Genomic DNA, 24,048 nt, shown 5'->3' with positions numbered 1-24,048 from the left:
TTCCGGATGCAGGGGGAGCAGCCGATCGACCGCCAATTCGGTGACCTGAGCGTCACCCAACTCATCGTGATGGCCGGGTTGCCGGGCGCGGGCAAGTCGACGATCGGCGAGATCGTAGGAGCCCGACTCGGCGCCACGGTCGTGTCCGTCGACCCGATCGAGTCGGCGATCCTCCGCGCGGGGATCGACGCCGACCAGCCGACCGGTCTCGCCGCGTACCTCGTGGCCGAAGAGATCGCCGAGAAGGAGCTGGACTCGGGGCGAACGGTCATCGTCGATGCCGTCAACGCCGCCGAGGCCGCGCGCCTGCAGTGGCGGGACCTCGCCGCCCGCGCCGACGTCCGCCTGCGGGTCATCGAGGTCGTCTGCTCCGACGAGTCGTTGCACCGCGCTCGGCTCGAGAAGCGCGAGCGCGGCCTGCCGCACCTCGAGGAGACCACCTGGCGCGCCGTCGAGCAGAGCCTCGAGGGCTACGCGCCCTGGACCGGCCCGTCGTCGGCGCTCCCGCGTGTCACGATCGACAGCGTCGAATCGCTCGGTTCGAACGTCGACGCGGCGCTCGCGTTCATCGCCGCGTAGATGCTGTTGCTGCTTCCGCCGTCCGAGACGAAGCGGGACGGTGGCGACCCGACACCGCTCGACCTCGACGCGCTCGCGCATCCCGACCTCACCGCGTTGCGTGGAGAGCTCGTCGAACGGGTGGTCGGTCTCGCCGGTGATCCCGACGCGACCATGCGCGCGTTGAAGCTGAGTCGGCGTCAGGTCGCGGAGGTCGAACGCAACCGGCGCCTGCGGGACGCGTCCACGATGCCGGCGATCGACCGCTACACCGGAGTGCTCTACGACGCGCTCGACCCGTCGACCCTCTCCACGGAGGCTCGTGCGTTCGCGGAGACCACGGTCGTCGTGCATTCCGCGCTGTTCGGTCTCGTCGGGGCATTGGACCCGATCCCCGCGTATCGGCTGTCGCACGATTCCCGCGTGCCGGGCGTTCGCCTGCGTGCGTTCTGGCGCGAATCGCTCTCGTCGTTGCTGGCGTCGCGGTCGGACGTGATCCTCGACCTGCGATCGGAGGGCTATGCCGAACTCGGCCCGGCGCCTGCTCGGGGCGGCAGTGCCTTCGTCCGAGTGGTCTCGGTCGACGCCGATGGGCGCCGTCGAGCGCTGAACCACTTCAACAAGCACGCCAAGGGACGCTTCACCCGGTCGTTCCTCCAGTCGCGTCCGACGATCGGCTCGCTCGACGAGCTGATCGACTGGGCTCGGGCGGCGGGATTCCGTCTCGAGCTGCGCGAGTCGAGCGCGGGGGACGAGCCGCGCGAGCTCGAGCTCGTCGCCTGAGCGACGCTGCCCGATCGGCTCCCGCCCTCGCTCGACGGGCTTCAGGCCCCGACGGCGATCCTGGCGCCACGGCGACCAGTCGACGTACGGAAGCACCCGGCGAGATGGTCGTCGACCATGCCGGCCGCCTGCATGAGGGCGTACATCGTGGTCGGCCCGACGAAGCGGAAGCCGAGCTTGCGGAGTGCCGTGCTCATCGCCACCGATTCGGGCGTGGTCGCCGGAACGTCGGAGAACGAGGCGGGTGCTGATGCTCGCGGTGCCGGAGCGAAGTGCCAGAGGACACGGTCGAGCGGCTCATCGAGTGCGAGGGTGGCGCGGGCGTTCTGGATGGTCGCCTCGATCTTGCCCCGGTGGCGGATGATGCGCGCGTCGCCGAGCAGTCGCTCCACATCGGACTCGGACATCGCCGCGACGCGCTCGATGTCGAAGCCGTGGAAGACTTCGCGGAAGGCCGGACGGCGCCTGAGGATCGTGATCCACGACAGCCCGGCCTGGAACCCCTCGAGGCAGACCTTCTCGAACAGGCGCACCGGGTCGTGCTGGGGCGTGCCCCACTCCTCGTCGTGGTAGCGGCGGTACTCGGGATCGACGGCGCCCCACGCGCAGCGCGCCAGGCCGTCGTCGCCCGTGACGAGCTCGGGGCGCGGCACCGCGCTCACGCGGCGAAGCCGATGCGCTCGTGGCCGAGCAGCCAGAGCTTGGTCGGGATGCCCTCGCCGCCCGAGTAGCCGGTGATGCGACCGTCGGAGGCGAGCACTCGGTGGCAGCCCACGATGATGGGGATCGGGTTGGCCCCGACGGCGCCGCCGATCGCACGAGCGGACCCGGGCTTGCCGACGGCTGCCGCGAGCGCCCCGTACGAGATCGCCTCGCCCCAGCCGAGGCGCTCGAGCTCCGCCCAGACCGCCTCCTGGAACGGTGTGCCGGACAGACGGACCGGGAGGTCGAACTCGGTGCGGGATCCGGCGAAGTACTCGAGCAGCTGCGCGCGAGCGAGGTCGAGCACGTCGTTCGAGCGTTCGGGCTCGCCGTCGTGCGGGAGCGCACCGTCGCGCTCGATGGAGAGGCTCGTGACGGCGTCGTCGTCGCCGGTGAGCTCGATGCGGCCGATCGGGCTGTCGAGGCGGGTGAGGAATACGCTGTTCATGCTTCGAGCGTAGCCGCGGCATCCGACATCGACTCGCGGGAATCGGACATCGCACGGGTTCGCGCCGAAGCGGGCCCTGTGGAGGACGAGGCCGCGCCCGATCGACGCGTTCGCGGACCGCCGAGGCCGCCGCCTAGGCTTGACGGATGACCGCACTCGAGTACCGCTCCCTCGGACCTTCGGGCCTCCGCGTGTCGGCGGTCGGCCTCGGCGGGAACAACTTCGGCCGCGCCGGAACGGCGACGGAGTCGCAGGACGGCACGAACGAAGTGGTCGCCGCGGCACTCGACGCCGGCGTCAACCTCATCGACACCGCCGACATCTACGGGCGCGAGTACGGGCTCAGCGAGACGCTCCTCGGCGAGGCGCTGCGCGGTCGGCGCGACGAGGTCGTGATCGCCACGAAGTTCGGGCACGCGAGCCTGCCGTCGCCGCTGCCCGCGTGGGGAGCGCGGGGCTCCCGCCGGTACATCCGCCTCGCCGTTGAGGGCTCGCTGCGGCGCCTCCAGACCGACTGGATCGACCTCTACCAGCTCCACACGCCCGACCCCTCCACGCCGATCGACGAGACGATCGCGGCGCTCGACGATCTCGTGCGCGACGGAAAGGTGCGCTACCTCGGCCATTCGAACCTCAGCGGCTGGCAGGTCGCCGAGGCCGAGCTCGTCGCCCGCGAGCTCGGCGCCACCCGATTCGTCTCCGCGCAGAACGAGTACAACCTCCTCTCGCGCGGGGCCGAAGCCGAGGTGCTGCCCGCCGTCCGCCACTTCGGACTCGGCTTCCTCCCGTACTTCCCGCTGCAGAACGGGTTGCTCACCGGCAAGTTCCGGCGCGACGACCATCCCGCCGACACGCGCATCATGCGCCAGCGCCGTCACCTCGTCGATGACGCACCGTGGGACCTGCTCGACCGCTACCGCGCCTTCGCGGAGCAGCGGGACATCACGATGCTGGAGGCCACGTTCGGCTGGCTGCTCGCGCAGCCGGCCATGGCGAGCGTGATCGCGGGCACGACGCGCCCCGAGCAGATCCGGCAGAACGCCGCGGCCGGCAGCGCATGGCGGCCGACGGCTGCGGAAACGGCCGAGATCTCGGAGCTGTTCTCGGGGCGCTGACCCGTCCTCCCCACCTCGGGGATGCCGGCGTCCGTCGCCCGATCGGACGGTGGGCCGGTCGAGCGGATGCGGCGCGCGCGACGCTGGCCGCATGACCACCATCATCCGCGCCACCGGTGCGCACGACCTGCTCGCGCTCGTCCCGGTCCTCGCCGGCTTCCTTCCCGAGCGATCGATCGTCTGCGTCGCGTTCCGCGGCGCACGGTCGGCCGGCGTGCTCCGGCACGACCTGCCGCGACGGGCCAAGGATCGGCCGGCGCTCGTCTCCGCCATCATCGGAACGCTCTGCCGCATGCCCGGCGTCGACGCGGTGGTGCCGATCGCCTACACCGATGCGACATTCGCCGCGGCTCGTGGCGTGCCCGAGCGCGGTCTCCTGTCGATGCTGGTGCGCCGGGCCGGACAGGCCGGCTTCGGCGTCCGTGATGCGCTCTGCCGGGCCGCCGACGGCTGGGGCTCGCTGCTGGACCCCGATACGCCGGCCGCGGGCCACCCGCTCGAGGTGATCGACGAGAGCCCGGCCGCGAGGCGGTTGCCGGCGGACGCCCACACGTCCGGGTCGCCGGCCGAGGCCGGTCGGCTGCCGGCCGTCGGCGGGACGGCCGTGGGCGTCGTCCGGGCGGAGCTCGAGGCGTTCGACGACCTCGAGCGCAGCGTCGTGCAGTTCGAGCGACTCGGCCATGCGACCGACCCGGTCACCCTGATCGAGACACTCCTGCTCGGCGAGCCGGCAGGGCAGCCGCCACTGCGGCTGGCCTGGTTCCTGCACCTGGCCGATCGGCCCGCCTTCCGCGACGCCATGATGCTGCAACTGGCGTTCGGACCGCAGATCGGCGAGCTCGCGCACGATGACGCGGCAGCCACGGCGTCGAGGGCGGCCGAGGCAGGGGAGACCGTCGACGAGTCGGTACGGCGCGAGCTCGACGGCGACGAGGCCGACGAGGCATCCGAACTGCTCGGTCGGCTGCTGCTCGGCCAGACGAGCGTCCGGCCCGACCATCGGCGCGTCCGCCGTGCGCTCGACCTCGTTCGCTGGGCCGCCGCCCACGCACCCGCCGAGCACCGGCCGGGCCCGCTGTGCATGGCGGCGTGGCTGGCGTGGGCACTCGGCATGGGGTCCGCCGCCGGGTTGCTCATCGACCAGGTCCTCGCGCTCGCACCCGGCCACACGATGGCGTCGCTGCTCTCGGCGTTCATCGGGAGCGGCGCCCTCCCCGAGTGGGCGTTCGCGGACCCCGCGAGCGACGTCAGTGACCGGTGAGCGGGGCGAGCAGCCGCGCGGTGACCGAGGGGCGGCGGGTGATGCGCTCCTCGAGGTCGGCGAACTGCATGCCGAGGATCCCGAGGTTCGCGCCCGCGAAGCGGAGCGGCTCCGGCTCCCACAGGGGAGAGCGATGATTCGCCCACGGCAGGGCCGTCAGCTCGGAGTCGCGACCCAGCACGAGGTCGGCCAGGGTGCGACCGGCGAGGTTCGTCGTCGAGAGCCCGTCGCCCACGTACCCTCCCGCGAAGCCGACACCGGTCTTCGGGTTGTAGCTCGCGGTGGCGTGCCAGTCCCGCGCGACCCCGAGCGGGCCGCCCCAACGGTGCGTGACGGCCGCGTCGCCGATCGCGGGGAAGAGGTCGCGCAGGACTCCGTGCAGGTGATCGAACACCTGGTCGACGCGCTCGAACGCCGGATCCACGGTGCTGCCCCAGTGGTACCGGGCGCCTCGGCCACCGAAGGCGAAGCGGTTGTCTGCGGTGCGCTGGCCGTAGATGAGCAGGTGGCGGTAGTCGCTGAACGTCTGGCCGTGCTCGATACCGATCTCGTCCCAGATCGCATCATCCAGCGGCTCGGTCGCGATCATGAGCGAGTAGAGCGGCAGGATGCGTCGACGCACCCTCGGCCGCTGGGAGCCGTAGCCCTCGAGCGCGATGATGACGTGCCTCGCGGCCACGGAGCCCTCGACGCCCGAGTCGACCCCGCGGAATCGCACGCTCCCCGCCGCCCAGTCGATGACCTCGGTGCGCTCGAAGAGGACGACGCCGAGCCGTTCGACCACCTCGGCGAGGCCCCGGACGAGCTTCGCGGGGTGGAGCCTCGCGCAGGCCGGATCGAACATCGCACCGGGCGCGTCGCCGTCGAGGCCGGTCGCCCCGAACCGGGACCCGACCGTGCGCTGGTCCCAGTAGTCGGGGCGGTCGACCCCGAACCGCCGCAGCTCCGCGACGTCCGCCGTCGCGAAGTCGCGCTGCACGTCGTTGCGGGCGAAGACCACCGTCCCGCCCCGCTCGAAGTCGCATTCGATGCCCTCGGTTCGCGCGACTCGACCGACCTCGTCGACCGTGTCGACCATCGCACGCCGCATCGCGACCGTCGCGTCGAACCCGTGCCGGCGTTCGAGCGATCCGGGAGACCGTGGGAACAGCGCCGAGCACCAGCCGCCGTTCCGGCCCGACGCGCCGAAGCCGGCGATCTCGCGCTCGAGCACGGCGATGCGCAGGCGGGGGTCGGCCTTCGCCAGCGAGTACGCCGTCCACAGCCCGGTCAGGCCGCCGCCGACGATGCAGACGTCGAACCGTGCATCGGCCGCGAGCGGCGCGCGAGGCACGAGGTCGTCTCGTCCCGAGCGGACGAGGTCATCCAGCCAGAAGCTCGAGCGGCGGTAGGTGGCGGATGCGCCGTCGGTCGTCTGGTGGGCTCCCGCCATCAGAGGCGGTTGGAGGCTTCGGTGAGCACGGAGCGCAGGATCTGCTCGATCTCCTGGAACTCCGGTACGCCGATCGTGAGCGGCGGCGCCAGTTGGATCACGGGGTCGCCCCGGTCATCGGCGCGGCAGTACAGGCCCGCGTCGAAGAGCGCCTTCGACAGGAATCCGCGCAGCAGCCGCTCGGACTCGTCGTCGTCGAAGGTCTCCTTGGTCGCCGTGTCCTTGACGAGCTCGATGCCGAAGAAGTACCCGTCGCCGCGCACGTCGCCGACGATCGGCAGGTCGAGGAGCTTCTCGAGCTCGGCGCGGAACAGGGGGGAGTTCACCCGGACGCGCTCGTTCAGCCCCTCCTCCTCGAAGATGTCGAGGTTCTCGAGCGCGACCGCGGCCGACACCGGGTGCCCGCCGAAGGTGTACCCGTGGTAGAACGACGTGTTGCCGGTGGCGAACGGCTCGTAGATCTTCTCCGACACGATCGTGGCGCCGATCGGGGAGTAGCCCGACGTCATCGCCTTGGCGCACGTGATCATGTCGGGCACGTAGCCGTACGCGTCGCACGCGAACGTGTGCCCGATGCGGCCGAATGCGCAGATCACCTCGTCGGAGACGAGCAGGACGTCGTACTGGTCGCAGATCTCGCGCACCCGCTGGAAGTAGCCGGGGGGCGGCGGGAAGCAGCCGCCCGAGTTCTGCACCGGTTCGAGGAACACCGCAGCGACCGTCTCGGGGCCCTCGAACAGGATCATCTCCTCGATGCGGTTGGCCGCCCAGAGGCCGAAGGCCTCGAGGTCGTCGGCCGGTGCGCCGACCTCGGCTGCGCGATAGAAGTTGGTGTTCGGCACACGGAATCCGCCGGGCGTGAGCGGCTCGAACATCGCCTTCATCGCCGGGATGCCGGTGATCGCCAGGGCGCCCTGCGGCGTGCCGTGGTAGGCGACCGCGCGCGAGATCACCTTGTGCTTGGTCGGCTGGCCCTTGAGCTTCCAGTAGTACTTGGCGAGCTTGAACGCGGTCTCGACGGCCTCGCCGCCGCCGGTGGAGAAGAACACCCGGTTGAGGTCGCCCGGCGCGTAGCCGGCCAGCCGGTCGGCGAGCTCGATGGCCGACGGGTGCGCGTACGACCAGATCGGGAAGAACGCGAGCTGCTCGGCCTGCTTGGCCGCGACCTCGGCGAGCCGGGCGCGCCCGTGACCGGCGTTCACCACGAACAGGCCCGAGAGGCCGTCGAAGTACTTCCGCCCCTCGACGTCGAAGATGTGGTGGCCCTCGCCGCGCGTGATGATCGGGACGCCCGACGTCTCCATCGTGGACTGGCGGGCGAAGTGCATCCAGAGGTGATCCTTCGCCTTCTGCTGCAGGTCGGCGTTGTCGTAGCCGGTCGCTTCGAGGCTCGTCGGCGTGTCGAGGGTGGTCATCTCTGTCCTCCTATGGAGGAGCGCCCGCTCATCGGGTGCCCCAGTTGTAGAACTGCTTCTGCAGCTTCAGGTAGACGAACGTCTCGGTGCTCTGCACCCCGGGCAGGTTGCGGATGCGGGTGTTCAGGAGCGTGATGAGCTCTTCGTCGTTCTCGCACACCACCTCGGCCAGGAGGTCGAAGCTCCCGGCGGTCAGCACCACGTAGTCGAGCTCCGGGATCTCCGCGAGCCGCTCGGCGAGCTCACGGGTGTCGCCGCCCGCGCGGATGCCGATCATCGCCTGGCGGGTGAACCCGAGCTGCATCGGATCGGTCACCGCCACGATCTGCATCACGCCCGATTCGGTGAGTCGCTGCACGCGCTGGCGCACGGCCGCCTCCGAGAGGCCGACCGCCTTGCCGATGTCGGCGTAGGATCGCCGGCCGTCGGCCTGGAGCTGCTCGATGATGGCCTTCGAGACATCGTCGAGGTGCACCGGCCGCGCGGCGGCGGAGCGTGCGGCGTTCGTCATGCGTTCGATTGTGTCAGCGCCGGATGCCGCAGGCAAGCGATTCCGTCGAAATCCGCGCCCTTCACAACTGATTCCAATGCATTCGCTCGCCTCGAGCGAGCAATCGCCCGTACCATGGGCGCACGGTGCCGGCCAGGGCGCCGGGCGCGCGCGTCGCGCCGAGCGCACGAGTTCGAGGATCGACACCCATGAGCAGTGGAACACTCCGCAACTTCATCGACGGCGACTACGTCGAGGCGCGTGGCGACACGGGACAGGACCTGATCGACCCCGCCACGGAGGAGGTCTACGGCGTCTCGCCCGTCGCCACCGAGGCCGACCTCGACCACGCGTACCGCGCGGCATCCGACGCCTTCGAGACCTGGGGGCAGGTCGCACCCTCCGAACGGCAGCTCGCCCTCTTCCGCATCGCGGACGCGATGGAGTCGCGGGCCGAGGAGTTCGCCGACCTCGAGTCGCAGGACACCGGCAAGCCACGCGCCACGCTCGTCGCCGACGAGATCATGCAGTCGGTCGACCAGCTCCGCTTCTTCGCGGGCGCCGCACGGAACCTGGAGGGCCGTTCGGCGGGCGAGTACCTCGCCGGCCACACGTCGTTCGTGCGCCGGGAGCCGATCGGCGTCGTCGGCCAGGTCACGCCGTGGAACTACCCGCTCAACATGGCGGTCTGGAAGGTCGCGCCGGCGATCGCCGCCGGCAACACCGTGGTGCTGAAGCCCTCGGACACCACGCCCCTGTCGACGCTCAGGCTCGCCGAGGTGGCCGCCGAGTTCCTGCCGGCCGGCGTGCTCAACGTGGTCACCGGCGACCGCGGCACGGGCGCGGCGCTCCTCGAGCATCCGACCCCCCAGATGGTTGCCATCACGGGGTCCGTCCGCGCGGGGATGGAGGTCGCCCGGGCGGCGGCATCCGACCTGAAGCGCGTGCACCTCGAGCTCGGCGGCAAGGCGCCCGCGATCGTGTTCGCCGATGCCGACCTCCAGGGGGCGGCCGAGGGCATCGTCGCCGCCGCCTACTTCAACGCCGGCCAGGACTGCACCGCCGCCACCCGCGTGATCGTGCACGAGTCCGTCCACGACGAGTTCGTCTCCATGCTCGCCGCCGCGACCGCCTCCAACGCGCGCACCGGGGGCCCGCGCGAGGACGGCGTCCTCTACGGCCCGCTCAACAACGCGAACCAGCTCGCGCACGTGTCGGGCTTCATCGACCGGCTGCCCGCGCACGCCGACATCGCAATCGGAGGCCGGCGGCAGGGGAGCCGCGGCTACTTCTGGGAGGCCACCGTGGTCACCGGGCTGCGGCAGGACGACGAGGCGGTGCAGCGGGAGATCTTCGGGCCCGTCCTCACCGTGCAGTCGTTCCGCGACGACGCGGAGGCGCTCGCCATGGCCAACGGCGTGGACTACGCCCTCGCGGCATCCGCCTGGACGAGCGACCACACCCGCGCGATGCGCTTCGCCAAGCACCTCGACTTCGGCTGCGTCTGGATCAACACGCACATCCCGTTCGTGTCCGACATGCCCCACGGCGGATTCAAGCACTCGGGCTACGGCAAGGACCTCTCGAACTACGGGTTCGAGGACTACACGCGCATCAAGCACGTGATGAGCCGCATCGGCTGACGCCGTCGTCGCGGCGGTGCCAGACTGGTCGACATGGTCGCCGGAACCGTCACGAGCGCCGCCGTTCTCGGGGCACGCGCCTGGGACGTCGTGGTCGGCGACCGGTTCATCGCCGCCATCGCGGCTCCGGCACCCGGTCCCTGCCTCGCCGCGCTGGCGACGGCGGCCGCCGATGGCAACGTGTCGATCGAGTCGCTCGTCGGCCTCGTCCCGCTCGGCGGCAGCCAGCCGGTGGAATCCTTCGCGCTGGTGTGGTGGCCGGGCACCGACACGTCGGAGGTCACGGCCGTCGTGCGCGGCGACGCGGTCGTCGACCTGGCCTCTCCCGGGGGCACGCGGCGCTTCGACTCCCGGGGCATCCGGCCATGGCACCTCGCCGAGTTCGGCGCCGTCGTCGGCATCAGGGTCACGGCGGCGGAGGCACCGCTCGGCCGGCTCGGCGAGGCGGACGACGCGGTGCCCCACGCGCGCGCGAGCCTCCGGGCGTCGGCGGTGGAGTGGGCGTCGGCGGCGATGCCGCGACGACCGGATCCCTCGGCCGCCGATGCCGACACCATCCTGATGCCACGCGGCCGACCGGTGGCGGCGACGCCGACGACGGCGCCGATCCCGACCCCCGATGCCGAGCTCGTCGGGCGCTCGCCGCGTCCGATCGGCACCGGGCTGATCGCCGGCCCGCCGACGGCGACCGTGCCCGTCGACCTCGCCGCGATCGCCGCTGCCGCCGCCGCCGCCGCCGCCGCGGCCGCAGCATCGCTGCCGCCGCCCGCCGCCGACGCCCGGCGGTCACCCGGATCGCCCTCGTCCTCCACCGCGCGCGCGGCGCCGGCACCGGCGCCGCCGCGACCGCCCGCGTCGGGGACGCCCGCGGCGCCCGCGTCGGGGATGCCCGCGCCGCCCGGGACGCCCGTCGAGCCGTCGATGCAGGCGCCCGCGTACCGCATCGGCGACGGCCCGGTGCATCCGGTGACCGGCCCGGTGCTCATCGGCCGACGGCCGCTCGCCCCGCGCATCCCCCACGCCCTGGGAGGATCGCCGGAGCTCGTCGTGGTGCCGTCTCCGCGCGCCGTCGTGTCGGGCACGCACCTCGAGCTCCGACTCGAGGGCTCCCGTGTGGTGGCGACCGATCTCAGGTCGACCAACGGCACGATCGTGCGGGGCCCGTCCGGTTCGCGTCGCCTGCGTTCCGGCGAATCGATCGTCGTGGGACCGGGCACCAGCCTCGACCTCGGAGACGATACGATCATCGAGATCCTCCCCGCCCCCGCAGTTCCCCTCGAATGACCCCGACCAGACAGCAGGCAGCCCCGTGACGCAGATCGGCAACGGCAACGCCAGGCATCGCGTCATGCTCCCCGACGGCACCGAGGTCACCATCGCCTGGGCCGCGATGACCGACACCGGGCTGCGCCGGGAGGTCAACGAGGACAGCTTCGTCGCCCAGGCGCCCATCTTCGCCGTGGCCGACGGCATGGGCGGCCATGCCGCAGGCGACTTCGCGAGCGCCGCCGTCGTCACCCGCCTCGCCGAGCACGGCGGCAAGGTCGCGATGGGCACGCCCGAGATCGATGCCGCGCTGCGCCTCGCCGTGCAGGACATGGGTCGCGGGGCCGGCGTCACCGACGAGGGCAGCGGCACCACCGTGACCGGGGCGGCGCTGGGGTCGATCTCCGACGAGCCGGCGTGGATCGTGTTCAACATCGGCGACTCCCGCGTGTACCGCCTCGTCGATGGGTTCCTCGAGCAGCTGACCGTCGACCACTCGATCGTGCAGGAGCTCGTCGACGCGGGCCAGATCACGCGCGAGGAGGCCGACACCCATCCCCATTCCAACGTGATCACCCGCGCGGTGGGCTTCCACGAGGCGCCGATCCCCGACTACCGGGCGATCGCGGTCGAGGAGGGCATGCGGCTGTTGATCTGCTCCGACGGGCTCACGAAGGAGCTGACGGCCTACGGCATCCGCCACTTCCTCGTCGCGAACCCCAAGCCCGAGAAGGCCGCGCGCCAGCTCGTCGAGGCGGCCCTCGGCAACGGCGGTCGCGACAACGTGACCGTCGTCGTGGTCGATGTCCTGAAGGTCGTCCGGCCCGAGCACGCCCGCCACGGTCGACGCGCCGACAGCGACCTCGACTGACTGATGCCGCGGGGCGGCCGGACGCACTGCACAGGGCTTCGCGGGGGCGTCCGCCCCCAATCTACAATGGTGGGCACCGGGCGCCGCCGGGCCACCGGGCGGCGCCGAGGGGCCCGAGCGCTGGGAGGAACGTGACGAGGCGTCTGCCGTCCACTCCGCCGAACCTGCCCGGGTTCGCGTTCATCCGCGTGCTCGGCTCCGGTGGCTTCGCAGACGTGTTCCTGTACGAGCAGAACATGCCCCGTCGGCTCGTGGCGGTCAAGGTGCTGCTCGCCGAGGTCGTGAACGACGAACTCCGCCAGATGTTCCAGGCCGAGGCCAACCTCATGGCCCAGCTCTCGTCGCATCCCTCGATCCTCACCGTGTACCAGGCGAGCGTCGCCGCCGACGGCCGCCCGTACCTCGTGATGGAGTACTGCTCCTCGACATTGGGGCAGCGCTACCGAGCCGTGCAACTGCCGCTCGCCGAGGTGCTCTCGATCGGCGTGCGCATCGCCAGCGCCGTCGAGACGGCGCACCGACAGGGCGTGCTCCACCGCGACATCAAGCCGTCGAACATCCTGACCACGGCATACGGACATCCCGTGCTGTCCGACTTCGGCATCGCGGCCACGCTCGGCGAGGCCGAGACGAGCGAGGCGGTCGGCCTGTCGATCCCGTGGTCGGCGCCCGAGGTGCTCCAGGACGACGTCTCCGGCACCGTCGCGAGCGAGGTCTGGTCGCTCGGCGCGACCGTGTACTCGCTGATCGCCGGCCGCAGCCCGTTCGAGATCCCGGGCGGCGACAACGCCACCGTCGCCCTCATGGGGCGCATCGAGAAGGCGAGGCCGGCGCCGACCGGCCGGGTGGACGTGCCGCGGAGCCTGGAGCGCGTCCTCGCCCGCGCCATGTCGAAGCGTCCGCAGGACCGCCAGGCCAGCGCCCTCGAGTTCATCCGCGACCTGCAGTCGGTCGAGGAGGAGCTCGGACTGCCGCAGACCCCGCTCGAGGTCGCGATGGACGACTGGGCGCTCGCCACGGCCGTCGACCTCGACGAGCGCACGCGCATCGGCGGGCACCACGCGCTGTCCGACGGGCAGGGCGCACGTCGCCGTACGCGACGATCCGGATCACGCTCCTCCGGCACCGTGCTCGGCGCCGATGCGCACGCGCACGACGGCACCACCGGCCGCCCGCGCACCGCTCCGCCCACGATGCGGCGCCTCGTCTGGGGCATCTCGGTCGCGGCCGCCCTGATCGTCGCCCTCGTCGGCGCCGGCGTCGTCGCCGTCGTGCAGGGCACCCGCGGCATCCCCGTCGTCACCGACGTGCAGGGGAGCGCCGACGGCACGGCGGTGACGTTCACGTGGGACGATCCCGGCATCGAGAGCGGCGACGCCTACATCGTCACCGTCGACGGCGAGCCGCGGCCGATGCAGCGGGAGCCGCGCTTCGACACGAGCGCCGATGACGGCGACCGCGTGTGCGCCACCGTCACCGTGACGCGCGACGGCAAGTCCGGCGTGCCGAGCGCCGAGCGCTGCGTCGATGTCGAGGCGGGGGTCGGCTGATGCGCCTGCCGCAGCTGGGCGGACACCGTTCGGCGCTCGTGACCGCGGGGGCGGTGACCGCCGTGGTCGCCGTCATCGCGGGCGTGGCCGTGGCATCCGGCGGGTACGCGGCCCAGCGGGTCGACCTCGGCGACGCGGCGGTCTGGGTGGCCAACGAGGAGCTGCAGGCGGTGGGACGGGCGAACACCGCGGTGCTCGAGCTCAACTCCGTGGTCGAGACCGGCGGCTCGGCCGCCGAGATCGTGCAGCAGGGTGCGACGGTGCTGGTGCTCGACCGCGACCGCGCGAGTGTCGGCATCGTCGACGCCACCACGTCGACGGTCACCGAGACGGTGCCCGTGCCACCCGGCGACTCGTCCCTCGCGCTCGCCGGGGATCGCGTGGTGGTCGCCGCCGACGGCAAGGTGTGGTCGGCGCCCGCCGCCGGGTTCGCCGACTTCGACGGCGACGCCGACCCGATGCTCAACTTCGGCCCCGGCGCCGTGACCTCGGTCGATCCCGCGGGGGTGCTCTTCGCCTACACGCCGAGCACCGGCGCGGTGGCGCGCGTCGACGCGGCCGACGAGGAGACCGTGGCCGCGAGGTGGCAGCTCCCGTCCGTCGACGACGATCACGACGTGCAGGTCACGTCGGTCGGCGGGCACTGGGCGGTGCTCGATTCCACGGATCGCACCCTCTGGGTGGAGGGGCGCGAGGTCCCGCTGTCCGGACTGCTCGAGACGACCGACGATCCCGTCCTGCAGGTCCCGGCGCTCGAGGGCGACTCGATCGCCATCGCGTATCGCCGCGGCCTCATCACCGTCGGGCTCGACGGCAGCGAGCCGGCGACGGCCGCGGAGGGCGTCGGCGGCGCCCCGGCCGCCCCCATTCGGCACGGCGGATGCCTGCACGCCGCGTGGGGCACCGGCGAGGCCTGGCGTGGATGCCCGGACGGGGTCGTGGGACCGTTCGAGCTCGACGGGGCGACCGGCGCCGGCGACCTCGCCTTCGCCGTCAACGGCGAGGCCATGGTGCTCAACGACCGCCGGGGCGGCGCGACGTGGGCGGCGACCGGCGACTACGGGCTCATCGACAACTGGGACGCGCTGCTCGAGCGCGAGCACGACGAGGAGACCATCGAGCAGAACGATCCCGACGCGGAGCCCACCGTCGAGAAGAGCCAGGTGGCGCCGACGGCCGAGGACGACGCCTTCGGGGCGCGGCCAGGCAGGTCGACGCTCCTCCCCGTGCTGCTCAACGACTACGACGCCAACGGCGACGTCCTCGTCGTGGACGGGATCGACGGCGAGCTCCCGGGCGGAGCGCGGCTCGACCGAGTGTCGGAGAACCAGCAGCTGCAGCTCACGCTCGACGAGGCGGCATCCGGCGCACTGACCTTCGGGTACACCGTCGGCGACGGTCGGGGCGGCACGGCGCACGCGCAGGTCACCGTCACGGTGCGCGATCCCGACGAGAACGGCCCCCCGGTGCAGCAGCGTGGGAACCGCGCCTCCGTCGCAGCGCAGGGGCGCGTCACGACGGCCGTGCTCGGCGACTGGGTCGATCCCGACGGGGACCCGTTCTTCCTTCGCTCGGCCGTGGTGCCGGAGCCCGACGCGCTCTCCTCGACCGCCGAGGGCATCGTGGTGTTCGACGAGCTCGGTGGAGCCGGCCCGACGCGCGACGTGACGCTCGTGGTCTCCGACGGCCGGGAGGAGTCGACCGGGGTGCTCGCGATCGCGGTGAAGGCGCCCGGCGACGTTCCCCTCATCGCGGAGCCGTTCGTCGCCCTCGCGACGGCCGGCGAGGAGATCAGGATCGACCCCCTTCGCCACGTCCGGGGCGGCAGCGGGCACATCAGCCTCAGCGCGGTGCCCGCGAAGCCCGACGTGCAGCTGACGCCCGACTTCGACGGCGGCAGCTTCCGCTTCTCCAGTGCGGACGTGCGCACCCACTACCTGGAGTACTCGGTGACCGATGGCACGGACACCGCGACCGGCCTCGTGCGCGTCGACGTGTCGGCACCGCCCGACCGCGACACCACGCCGATCACCGTGCCCCACACGGCCTTCCTGCGCCTGCAGCAGCCCGTCGACGTCGACGTGCTCGCGACCGACATCGATCCGACCGGCGGGGTGCTCATCGTGACCGGCGTCACGGACCCGGCCGAGGACGAAGGGGTGCGGGTCGAGGTCGTCGACCATCGCGTCCTGCGCGTCACCCTCATGCGCCCGCTCGCGACCGGCTCGACGACGTTCGGCTACCGCGTGAGCAACGGCCTCGCCGAGGCCGAGGGCGTGGTCACGGTCGTCGAGGTGCCGCAACCCGAGAGCTACCAGCCGCCGGTGGCCGCGCCCGACACCATCTCCGCGCGCACCGGCGACGTCGTGGAGATCGGCGTGCTCGACAACGACGAGCACCCCGACGCGCTGCCGCTGACGCTGGCACCCGACCTCGTCACGCAGCCGGCCTCCGGCCTGCTCTTCGTCGCCGGCGATCGGCTGCGATACTTCGCTCCCGAGCAGGACGGGGAGTTCGAGGCGAGCTACCGGGTCGACGCCTCCGACGGTCAGTACGCCACGGCCACCGTGCGCATCTCGGTCCGCGAGGCCGACCCCGTGACCAATGCGGCGCCCGTGCCACGGGCCGTCACCGCCCGGGTGATCGCGGGCGACACGGTGCGGATCCCGATCCCCCTCGGCGGTACGGACCCCGACGGCGACTCGGTGCAGCTGCTCGGACAGGAGACCAACCCCGAGCGCGGCGCGGTCGTGGGCCGGGGCGCCGACTGGCTCGATTACGAGGCGGGGGAGTACTCGGCGGGCACCGACACGTTCCAGTACTCCGTGGTCGACGCGCTCGGCGCCCGGTCGACCGGCTCGATCCGGGTCGGCATCGCCCCGAGCCTCGACGGCGCTCGCGCGCCGATCGCCGCACCCGACGTCGTCACCGTACGGCCCGACCGCACGATCTCGGTGCGCGTGCTCGAGAACGACTCCGACCCCGACGGCGGCGGCCTCGAACTGCGCTCGGTGAAGCAGACCCTGCCCGGCGCGACCGCCACGATCGTGGGCGACACGATCCAGGTCGAGCTGCCCGACGGCGAGGGCGACTACGGCTTCGTCTACGAGGTCGAGAACGCGGCACTCGGCGTCGCGTCGACCTTCCTCACCGTGCACGCGCGCGCCGACGCGCCGTTCGCGCGTCCCGAGGCATCCGACACCGTGCTGACGCTCAGCGACATCCTCGAGGAGGAGGCCATCGACGTCCAGGTGCTGCGCAACGTGTTCCTGGCCGACGGCAATGCCGCCGACCTGCAGGTGAGCCTCGTCGACGGGTACGAGGGAGGGGCCCAGGTGCGTCGCGACGGCAGCATCCGGGTGACCGTCGAGGACCGCCGCCGGATCATCCCGTTCGAGGTCACCCACCCCGAGGATCCGGACGTGTCGGCCTACGCCTTCATCTGGGTGCCGGGCCGCGACGACGCGCTGCCGCAGTTGCGACGCGACGCGCCAGACGTGGAGGTGAAGAGCGGGGCCGAGGTCGTGCTCGACCTCGAGGACTACGTCATCGCGGCATCCGGGCGCCCCGTCCGCATCACCGACGGCGCGAGCGTCCGCGCGTCGCACAGCGACGGGACCGACCTCGTCGTCGACGACGACACGCTGCGGTTCCGGAGCGCGCCCGGGTACTTCGGGCTCGCGTCCCTCTCGTTCACGGTCACCGACGGCGAGTCCGCCGCCGACCCGTCGGGGCGAACGGGCACGATCGTCATCCCGATCACGGTGGAGCCCACCGACGACCAGCCCCCGGTCTTCACGGGCGGCGTGATCGACTTCGAACCCGGCCAGTCGAAGGCCATCGACCTGGTCAAGCTCACCGACTACCCGTACCCCGAGGCGATCGACGAGCTCGCCTTCCGGGTGCTGCAGCCCATGCCCGAGGGATTCGACGTCGCGCTCGACGGCCAGGAGCTCACGATCGAGGCCGCGGAGTCCACTTCGACCGGCACGAGCCAGGCGGTCGCCATCGCGGTGGCGGATGCCGCGGGCGACGGTCGTCCCGGACGCGTCGAGCTGCGGGTCGTGCCGTCGACGCGGCCCCTCGCGCAGCCCGCAGCCGACCTCGCCGTCGCCGCGCGCGGGCGCACGACGACCATCGACGTGCTGGCGAACGACCGGGCGACGAATCCCTTCCCGTCCACTCCGCTGCGCGTGGTGGCCGTGCGCGGGCTCGACGACAGCCTGCCGGCCGGCGTCACCGTCGAGCCGAGCGCCGACCGGTCGACCCTCGCCGTCGACGTGGCCCCGGGCGCCGCGCCGATCAACACCACCCTGCAGTACCAGGTCGCCGACGCGACCGACGACCCCAGCCGGTACGCGTGGGGCACGGTCACGATCTCCGTGCAGGACCGGCCCGACCCCGTCACGGGGGCCCAGGTCACCGGCTTCGGCGACGGCACGCTCGACGTCGCCTTCGGCGCGGGCGGATTCAACAACTCGCCCATCACGGGCTACGAGATCGCACTCGTCGACCCGAGCGGGGGCGAGGTGCTCGACACGACCACCTGCGCCGCCACCACCTGCACGGTGCCCACCCCGGGCAACGGGCAGTCGAACGCGGTGCTCGTCAGGGTGCAGGCGCGCAACGGGATCGGGCTCTCCGACCCGGTCGATGCTCCGGGACCGATCTGGTCCGACGTCATCCCGCCGCCGCCCGAGGGCCTGCGGGCGCTGCCGCTCGACGGGCGCCTGCGCATCGAGTGGTCGCCGGTCGGCACGGGCTCGGGGAGCCAGGTCGAGTCGTACGTCGTCACGGTGGCCGGCGTCTCGAGCGAGGTCGATGCGGCCGGGGCGTGCACCGCGACGGTGTGCACCACCGAGTCCCAGGCCATCGCGAACGGCAGCCAGGTGCCGTTCACCGTCAGCGCGCGCAATCAGGCCTACCCCGCGCTCGCGACGTGGACCGAGGCGGGCGGCACCGGGACGCCGTTCGGGCCGCCGATCGCGGGGGGCATCACCGTGAGCGGCGATGCCGCCGCGGGGGCGGTCACCGTCTCGTGGGCGCCGTTCGGCGGCAACGGCGACGCCATCGGCGGGTACTTCGTGCAGCGCCTCGCCGAGGGGCAGACCGCGGTGCCCTCGGGCCCGCAGGCCTGCTCGGTCACGAGTCCGGCCCCCGGCGACGTCATCGCCCCGGCGAGCGGCGGCAGCGTCGCCGAGGTGGTGCAGGTCGGGCCGGATGCCTCGAGCGTGCAGTTCACGGGCACCGTCACCGAGTCGACGCGCTACTCCTTCGTCGTGTGGGGATTCAACCGGTCCGCCTGCGTCAACACCGAGGTGGCGGGCATCGTGGTGCGGCCCGCGCCCGGCACGATCACCGGCCTCTCGAGTCGGATGGACTGGATGAACCAGGAGACGTGGGACCGGTACATCGACCGGGTCGACTCCAGTTCGCCCCGCCTGCAGATCATCGCGGTCGACGCCAACGGGGCCCAGATCGGCCAGCCGGCCGAGTTCCGCGGCACGGGGTGGCTCCGATCCCTGCTGAACCGGCCGTTCGGCGAGGCGGCGAGGTTCCAGGTGCGCAGTTGCTCGGTCTGGGGGAGCTGCGGGCCGTGGTCGGGGATCATGCCGTCGGACGCGAGCCCGTCGCTCACCTTCGCGCTGCCCAGCCGGGTGTGGGACGAACCGTCGCGGACCTGGGCGTGGACGGCTGGGCCGGACAACTCGGGCCTTCCGGCGAACTTCCGCTGCGGCGTCGACGGCGACCGCAACGGCCGGAACGCCCAGTCGGCGACCACGTGCCAGGTGCCCGACGCCAAGGACGGCGAGCGGGTCTGGTTGGATGTTGAGGTCGCCGGCGTGACCGCAAGGTACTGGAATCGATGAGCGAGGAGCAACGATGACGATGACCCCCGAGGAGGCGACGCGGTTCGCCGCGAACCTCGACCGACTCGTCGGCGCGGTCGAGGAGGTGCTGCTCGGCAAGAACCGGGTCGTGCGCCTCGCCTTCACGGCGTTCCTCAGTGAGGGGCACCTCCTGCTCGACGACGTGCCGGGCACGGGCAAGACCTCGCTCGCGCGTGCGATGGCGCAGTCGGTGGCGGGCTCGAGCAACCGCGTGCAGTTCACGCCCGACCTGCTGCCCGGCGACATCACCGGCGTCACCGTCTACGACCAGCGCAGCGGGGCGTTCGAGTTCCATCCCGGGCCGGTCTTCGCGAACATCATCCTCGCCGACGAGATCAACCGCGCGAGCCCGAAGACGCAGTCCGCCCTCCTCGAGGTCATGGAGGAGGGACAGGTCACCGTCGACGGGCGGACGCACCCGGTGGGGCATCCGTTCATGGTCATCGCGACCCAGAACCCCGTCGAGCAGGCCGGCACCTACCGACTTCCCGAGGCGCAGCTCGACCGCTTCCTGATGCGCTCCTCGATCGGGTATCCCGATCACGCCTCCACGATCCGGATCCTCGAGGGAGCCGACCAGCGGGCGCACGACCACCGCCTGGAGGCCCAGCTCGACGCGGAGGAGATCGTCGAGATGGCCTCGCTGGCTCGAACGGTGTACGTGGATCCGACGATCCACGACTACGTCTCCCGGCTCGTCGACGCCACGCGCACGGCGAGGGAGGTCCGCCTCGGCGTCAGCGTGCGCGGCGCGCTCGCGCTCATCCGCGCCGCGAAAACGCACGCGGCCGGGCGCGGCCGGCACTACGTCGTGCCCGACGACGTCAAGGCGCTCGCGGAGCCCGTGCTCGCGCACCGGCTCATCCTCGACCCCGAGGCCGAGTTCGACGGCGTGACCACCTCGAACATGATCGCGCAGGTGCTCATCGAGACGCCGCCACCGTCCAGCAGGCAGGCCGTGTGACCTTCGCCCAGACCCGCACCTCGATCCCCGAGGAGGCCAAGAAGGAGGGGCTGCTCGCGGTCGTCATCGGACGAGCCGTGCGCGGCGTGCTCGCCGCCACCTCGGTGGTGGCCGACTGGGCGCGCGCCGTGCAGGGCGTCGTCACGCCCGTGGGCTGGGCGGTCGTCGCGGGCTCGGTCGTCGCGCTCGCGGTCGGCTACGCGTGGGGCTGGATGGAGTTCATCGCCATCGGATGGGGGCTGGCACTGCTCGTGGCCGCGGCATCCGTGTGGCTCATCGGCCGCGGCGCCTCGACGATCGAGCTCTCGCTGCCGACGCCGCGGGTGGTCGTCGGCGAGCAGGCCGAGGCGCGGCTCGTCGCGGCGAACCCCGGCAGGCGGCGGTTCGGCGGAGTGCAGCTCGAGGTGCCGGTCGGCGGCCGCGTGATCGAGCGCGTCCTGCCCGGCCTGCCGCGCGGCGGCGCGTTCGACGAGCAGTTCCGCATCCCCACCGACCGACGCGGCATCATCCCGGTCGGTCCCGCCCGCACGGTACGGGCCGACCCCGTCGGGCTCATGCGACGCGAGATCGTCTGGTCGCAGACGGTCGAGCTGCACGTGCATCCCCGCACGATCGCCATCGCGGCGCTCAGCACCGGGTTCATCCGCGACCTGGAGGGGTCGCCGACCCGCGACCTCACGGCGAGCGACATCGCGTTCCATGCGCTCCGCGAGTACGTGCCCGGCGACGACCGCCGGTTCATCCATTGGAAGAGCTCGGCGAAGACGGGCACGTTCATGGTCCGGCAGTTCGAGGAGACGCGCCGCAGCCGGCTCATGGTGCTGCTGGACCTGGATGTCGGGGCGTACGCCGACGACGCGGAGTTCGAGCTCGCGGTGAGCGCCGCGGCATCCGTCGGGGCGCGGGCCATCCGCGACGCCCGCACCGTGTCGTTCGTGGTCTCCGGTCGGGGTCGCACCGGCAGCGTCCGCGGAGGCATCCGCGGGAGCGCCATGCGCGAGCTGCCGACGGTGTCCCGCGACCGGCTGCTCGACGCCCTCTGCGTCGTCGAACGCGACGACCAGGCCGTCATGCTCCCGGATGTCGCGCGCGCCGCCGCCGAGGGACTGCCCGGCGTCTCGCTCGCCTTCCTCGTCACCGGCACGGCCCGCGGCGTCGGGCCGCTGCGGGCGGCGGCCTCGCGCCTCCCGGCCGGCGTCGACGCCGTCGCGGTGCAGTGCGCACCCGAGGGGGCGGCGGCGGCCCGCACCGTTGCGGGCCTCACGGTGCTCGGCATCGGGTACCTCGAGGACCTCCGCGCGATCCTGGCCAGATCGGCGTCGATCGCATGAGCGCCGCACGACGCCCGGCCGGCGTGGACCGCCTGTGGCCCACGCTCGTCAGCGTGCTCCTCGTCATGGCGATGCTCGCGGCCGCGATGATCCCGTGGTGGCCGATCTACGAGAGCGCCGCCTTCGTCGTGGCATCGAGCGCCGCCATCGTCGCCGGCACCGCCATCGCGGTCGCCGGGGCGAAGTTCGGATGGCCCGCCTGGGCCGTCGTCATCGCCGTCTTCGGCACCTACCTCGTGCTGGGGGTCCCCGCTGCCGTGCCGAGCAGGGCCGTCGTCGGCGTCATCCCCACGCCCCAGGGCATCGTCGAGCTCCTCACGGGTGCCGCCCTGTCGTGGAAGCAGCTCGTGACGATCGCGGTGCCCGTCGGCTCCTACCAGACACTCCTGGTGCCCCCGTTCCTCCTCGCGCTGGTGGCGGCGACCTCGGCGGTGACCATCGCCCTGCGCAGCAGGCGGCCCGCCGCCGCCGTCATCCCGCCGGCGGTGCTGCTGCTCGCCGGCATCGCCCTCGGGGTCGTGCACGCCGCCCTCGCGATCGAGACCGGTCTCGCGTTCCTCATCACCGCGGTCGCGTGGCTCGTCCGCGTCGCCATCGCCAACCGCCGGGAGATCACGAGCGGTCGCCCCGTCGAGCTGGCCCTCGCCGACGCACGCCGCGTGCTCGGGGCGTCGGCGATCGTCGCCGTGGCGCTGGTCGGCGCGACCGCGGCATCCGTGACCCTGCCGATGCCCCCTCGCAGCGTGGTGCGCGCCGAACTCCAGCCGCCGTTCGAACCGCGGGCGCACGAGAGCCCGCTCGCCGGATTCCGCACCGCGTTCGACCCCGAGGTCGCCCGCGACGCCATGCTGGAGGTGCGCGGCCTGCCCCCGGGCGCCGGCATCCGGATCGCGACCCTCGACACGTACGACGGCATCGTCTACACGGTCGGCGGCGCCGACGGCACCGCCGAGTCCGGCCGCTTCACCCGTGTGCCGTACCGGCTCGACCAGACCGCCGTCCGCGGCGAGTCGACGGAGCTCGACGTGCTCGTGCGCGGGTACTCCGACGTCTGGGTGCCCGGCATCGGGCAGCTCGAGCGCATCACGTTCGCCGGGGAGCGCGCCGAGCTCCTCGCCGACGCATTCGTCTACAACGACGTGACCGGCACCGGCGCCGTGCAGGTCGGGCTCGAGGCACTCGACCGGTACACCGCGCAGTCGGTCGTGCCGGTGGAGCCCGAGAGCCTCGCGCGCCTGCAGCCCGGCACCAGCGTGCTGCCTCCGGCGCCCGAGCTGCCCAAGGAACTCGCCGTCCTGCTGGACGAGTGGGCACCCGCCTCCGACGACGAGGGGGAGCGACTCCAGGGCGTGATCGCGGCCCTGCAGCGTGAGGGCTTCGTCAGCCACGGACTCGAGTCGGACCAGGTCCCCAGCCGTTCCGGGCACTCGCTCGACCGGCTCGTCGAGCTCGCGACCGAGCGCCCGATGGTCGGCGACGGCGAGCAGTACGCGGTGGCCGCGGCGCTCATGGCGCGCCAGATCGGCTTCCCGGCGCGCGTCGTCGTCGGCTACCTGCCCGACCCGGGCGATCCGCTGCCCGAGCCCGGGGAGTCGACGGTGTTCGACAGCGACGACCGCCAGGCGTGGATCGAGGTGCAGACCGCGGAGGGCGCGTGGGTGTCGGTCGACCCGAATCCCGAGCCGCGCCCCATCCCCGAGCGCGAGCCCGACGAGCCCACCATCGTCTCGCGTCCGCAGTCCGCCCTTCCGCCGCCGGCGGAGCGGACCCCCGTCGACGACCTGGACTCCGACCCCGAGCTCGCATTGGACCGGGGCGACGACGGAACGGAGCCGTGGGTCGAGGCGCTCCTCGGGGCGCTCGCCATCACCGGGTTCGTCGTCCTGGGGCTGGCCGTGCTCGTCAGCCCGTTCCTGGCGATCATCGTCGCGAAGCTCCGCCGCCGCCGCCTCCGTCGGCTGGCGCCGTCGGCGGTCGAACGCATCGAGGGCGGATGGCAGGAATTCGCCGACACCGCCGCCGACTACGGCTATGCGATCCGTCCGACCGCCACCCGAGCCGAGCAGGCGGCCACCGTCGGCGGGCTCGCGCCGCTCGTGCTCGCCTCGGTCGTGGACCGTGCGGTCTTCGCGCCCGACGGGCCGAGCGACGGCGACGACGCGCGGGTCTGGAGCGCGGTCGACGAGCTGCAGGACCGGCTCGCCGCGCCGCGCAGCCGGCGCGAGCGGATCCTCGCCGCGATCTCGCTCACCTCGCTCGGCGGCTACGCTGTGACGCGGAGAGGACCCAAGCCGTGACGTGTCGGATCTGCGGAGCAGCGCTCCCCGA

The 24,048-nt window shown here is 72.6% G+C and carries 17 protein-coding genes; 12 read left to right on the top strand and 5 right to left on the bottom strand.

All coding sequences use genetic code 11. The features are described 5' to 3' along the window. Window positions 1-6: 6 nt before the first annotated feature. Both EV187_RS01080 and EV187_RS01075 read left to right on the top strand, forming a co-directional pair. On the top strand, window positions 7-579 hold the full coding sequence (locus EV187_RS01080) for a P-loop nucleotide/nucleoside kinase family protein (RefSeq protein ID WP_130351199.1): 573 nt from the start codon (window positions 7-9) through the stop codon (window positions 577-579). Then, window positions 580-1,341 carry a YaaA family protein gene (locus EV187_RS01075; RefSeq protein WP_130351198.1) on the top strand — a complete coding sequence of 254 codons (762 nt, stop codon included), beginning with the start codon at window positions 580-582 and terminating at the stop codon, window positions 1,339-1,341. Window positions 1,342-1,382: 41 nt separating this feature from the next. Here the strand turns inward: EV187_RS01075 and EV187_RS01070 are convergent, their stop codons facing one another. Next, window positions 1,383-1,994, bottom strand: coding sequence for a DNA-3-methyladenine glycosylase I (locus EV187_RS01070; RefSeq protein ID WP_130352169.1), 612 nt, complete (start codon window positions 1,992-1,994; stop codon window positions 1,383-1,385). 5 nt (window positions 1,995-1,999) lie between these two features. Beyond that, window positions 2,000-2,491, bottom strand: a complete 492-nt coding sequence (locus EV187_RS01065; protein ID WP_130351197.1) for a methylated-DNA--[protein]-cysteine S-methyltransferase — start codon at window positions 2,489-2,491, stop codon at window positions 2,000-2,002. A gap of 146 nt (window positions 2,492-2,637) precedes the next feature. Between EV187_RS01065 and EV187_RS01060 the strand changes: the two genes are divergently transcribed. Further along, window positions 2,638-3,606 carry an aldo/keto reductase gene (locus EV187_RS01060; RefSeq protein WP_130351196.1) on the top strand — a complete coding sequence of 323 codons (969 nt, stop codon included), beginning with the start codon at window positions 2,638-2,640 and terminating at the stop codon, window positions 3,604-3,606. 91 nt (window positions 3,607-3,697) lie between these two features. Then, window positions 3,698-4,867: a DUF4192 family protein gene (locus EV187_RS01055; protein WP_130351195.1), complete on the top strand. Its 1,170-nt coding sequence runs from the start codon at window positions 3,698-3,700 to the stop codon at window positions 4,865-4,867. On the opposite strand, the gene EV187_RS01050 is transcribed toward EV187_RS01055, so the two are convergent. The 3 genes from EV187_RS01050 to EV187_RS01040 are packed head-to-tail and all read right to left on the bottom strand — an operon-like array spanning window position 4,854 to window position 8,225. Then, on the bottom strand, window positions 4,854-6,299 hold the full coding sequence (locus EV187_RS01050) for an NAD(P)/FAD-dependent oxidoreductase (protein ID WP_130351194.1): 1,446 nt from the start codon (window positions 6,297-6,299) through the stop codon (window positions 4,854-4,856). The two genes, EV187_RS01055 and EV187_RS01050, sit on opposite strands and share 14 nt — an antisense overlap. Continuing rightward, window positions 6,299-7,714, bottom strand: a complete 1,416-nt coding sequence (locus tag EV187_RS01045; RefSeq protein WP_130351193.1) for an aspartate aminotransferase family protein — start codon at window positions 7,712-7,714, stop codon at window positions 6,299-6,301. Before EV187_RS01045 ends, EV187_RS01050 begins: the two co-directional genes overlap by 1 nt. Before the next feature lie 28 nt (window positions 7,715-7,742). After that, window positions 7,743-8,225, bottom strand: a complete 483-nt coding sequence (locus tag EV187_RS01040; RefSeq protein ID WP_130351192.1) for an Lrp/AsnC family transcriptional regulator — start codon at window positions 8,223-8,225, stop codon at window positions 7,743-7,745. 188 nt (window positions 8,226-8,413) lie between these two features. On the opposite strand from EV187_RS01040, the gene EV187_RS01035 reads away from it, so the two are divergent. The 8 genes from EV187_RS01035 to EV187_RS01000 all read left to right on the top strand — a co-directional run bounded on the left by EV187_RS01035 (window position 8,414) and on the right by EV187_RS01000 (window position 24,017). Then, entirely contained in the window at window positions 8,414-9,847 is a 1,434-nt protein-coding gene (locus EV187_RS01035) for a gamma-aminobutyraldehyde dehydrogenase (RefSeq protein ID WP_130351191.1), read from the top strand. Window positions 9,848-9,880: 33 nt separating this feature from the next. Next, window positions 9,881-11,131, top strand: coding sequence for an FHA domain-containing protein (locus tag EV187_RS01030; RefSeq protein WP_130351190.1), 1,251 nt, complete (start codon window positions 9,881-9,883; stop codon window positions 11,129-11,131). 25 nt (window positions 11,132-11,156) lie between these two features. After that, complete coding sequence (locus EV187_RS01025; RefSeq protein WP_130351189.1) at window positions 11,157-11,984, top strand: PP2C family protein-serine/threonine phosphatase; 828 nt, start codon at window positions 11,157-11,159, stop codon at window positions 11,982-11,984. Between the two features lie 131 nt (window positions 11,985-12,115). Beyond that, entirely contained in the window at window positions 12,116-13,534 is a 1,419-nt protein-coding gene (locus EV187_RS01020) for a serine/threonine-protein kinase (protein ID WP_130351188.1), read from the top strand. After that, entirely contained in the window at window positions 13,534-19,404 is a 5,871-nt protein-coding gene (locus EV187_RS01015) for an Ig-like domain-containing protein (RefSeq protein WP_130351187.1), read from the top strand. The genes EV187_RS01020 and EV187_RS01015 overlap by 1 nt, the downstream gene beginning before the upstream one ends. 13 nt (window positions 19,405-19,417) lie before the next feature. Then, a complete protein-coding gene (locus EV187_RS01010; protein WP_130351186.1) occupies window positions 19,418-20,389 on the top strand; it encodes an AAA family ATPase in 972 nt (323 codons plus the stop codon). After that, window positions 20,386-21,720: a DUF58 domain-containing protein gene (locus EV187_RS01005; RefSeq protein ID WP_242609371.1), complete on the top strand. Its 1,335-nt coding sequence runs from the start codon at window positions 20,386-20,388 to the stop codon at window positions 21,718-21,720. Before EV187_RS01010 ends, EV187_RS01005 begins: the two co-directional genes overlap by 4 nt. Next, window positions 21,717-24,017: a transglutaminase TgpA family protein gene (locus EV187_RS01000; protein WP_130351185.1), complete on the top strand. Its 2,301-nt coding sequence runs from the start codon at window positions 21,717-21,719 to the stop codon at window positions 24,015-24,017. Before EV187_RS01005 ends, EV187_RS01000 begins: the two co-directional genes overlap by 4 nt. Window positions 24,018-24,048: the final 31 nt, after the last annotated feature.

This window comes from Agromyces ramosus (assembly GCF_004216665.1).
In the GTDB taxonomy this organism is placed as follows: Bacteria; Actinomycetota; Actinomycetes; order Actinomycetales; family Microbacteriaceae; genus Agromyces; species Agromyces ramosus.
The sequence above is the reverse complement of the archived record's forward strand: the minus strand, read 5'-3'. Positions and strand labels throughout refer to the sequence as shown.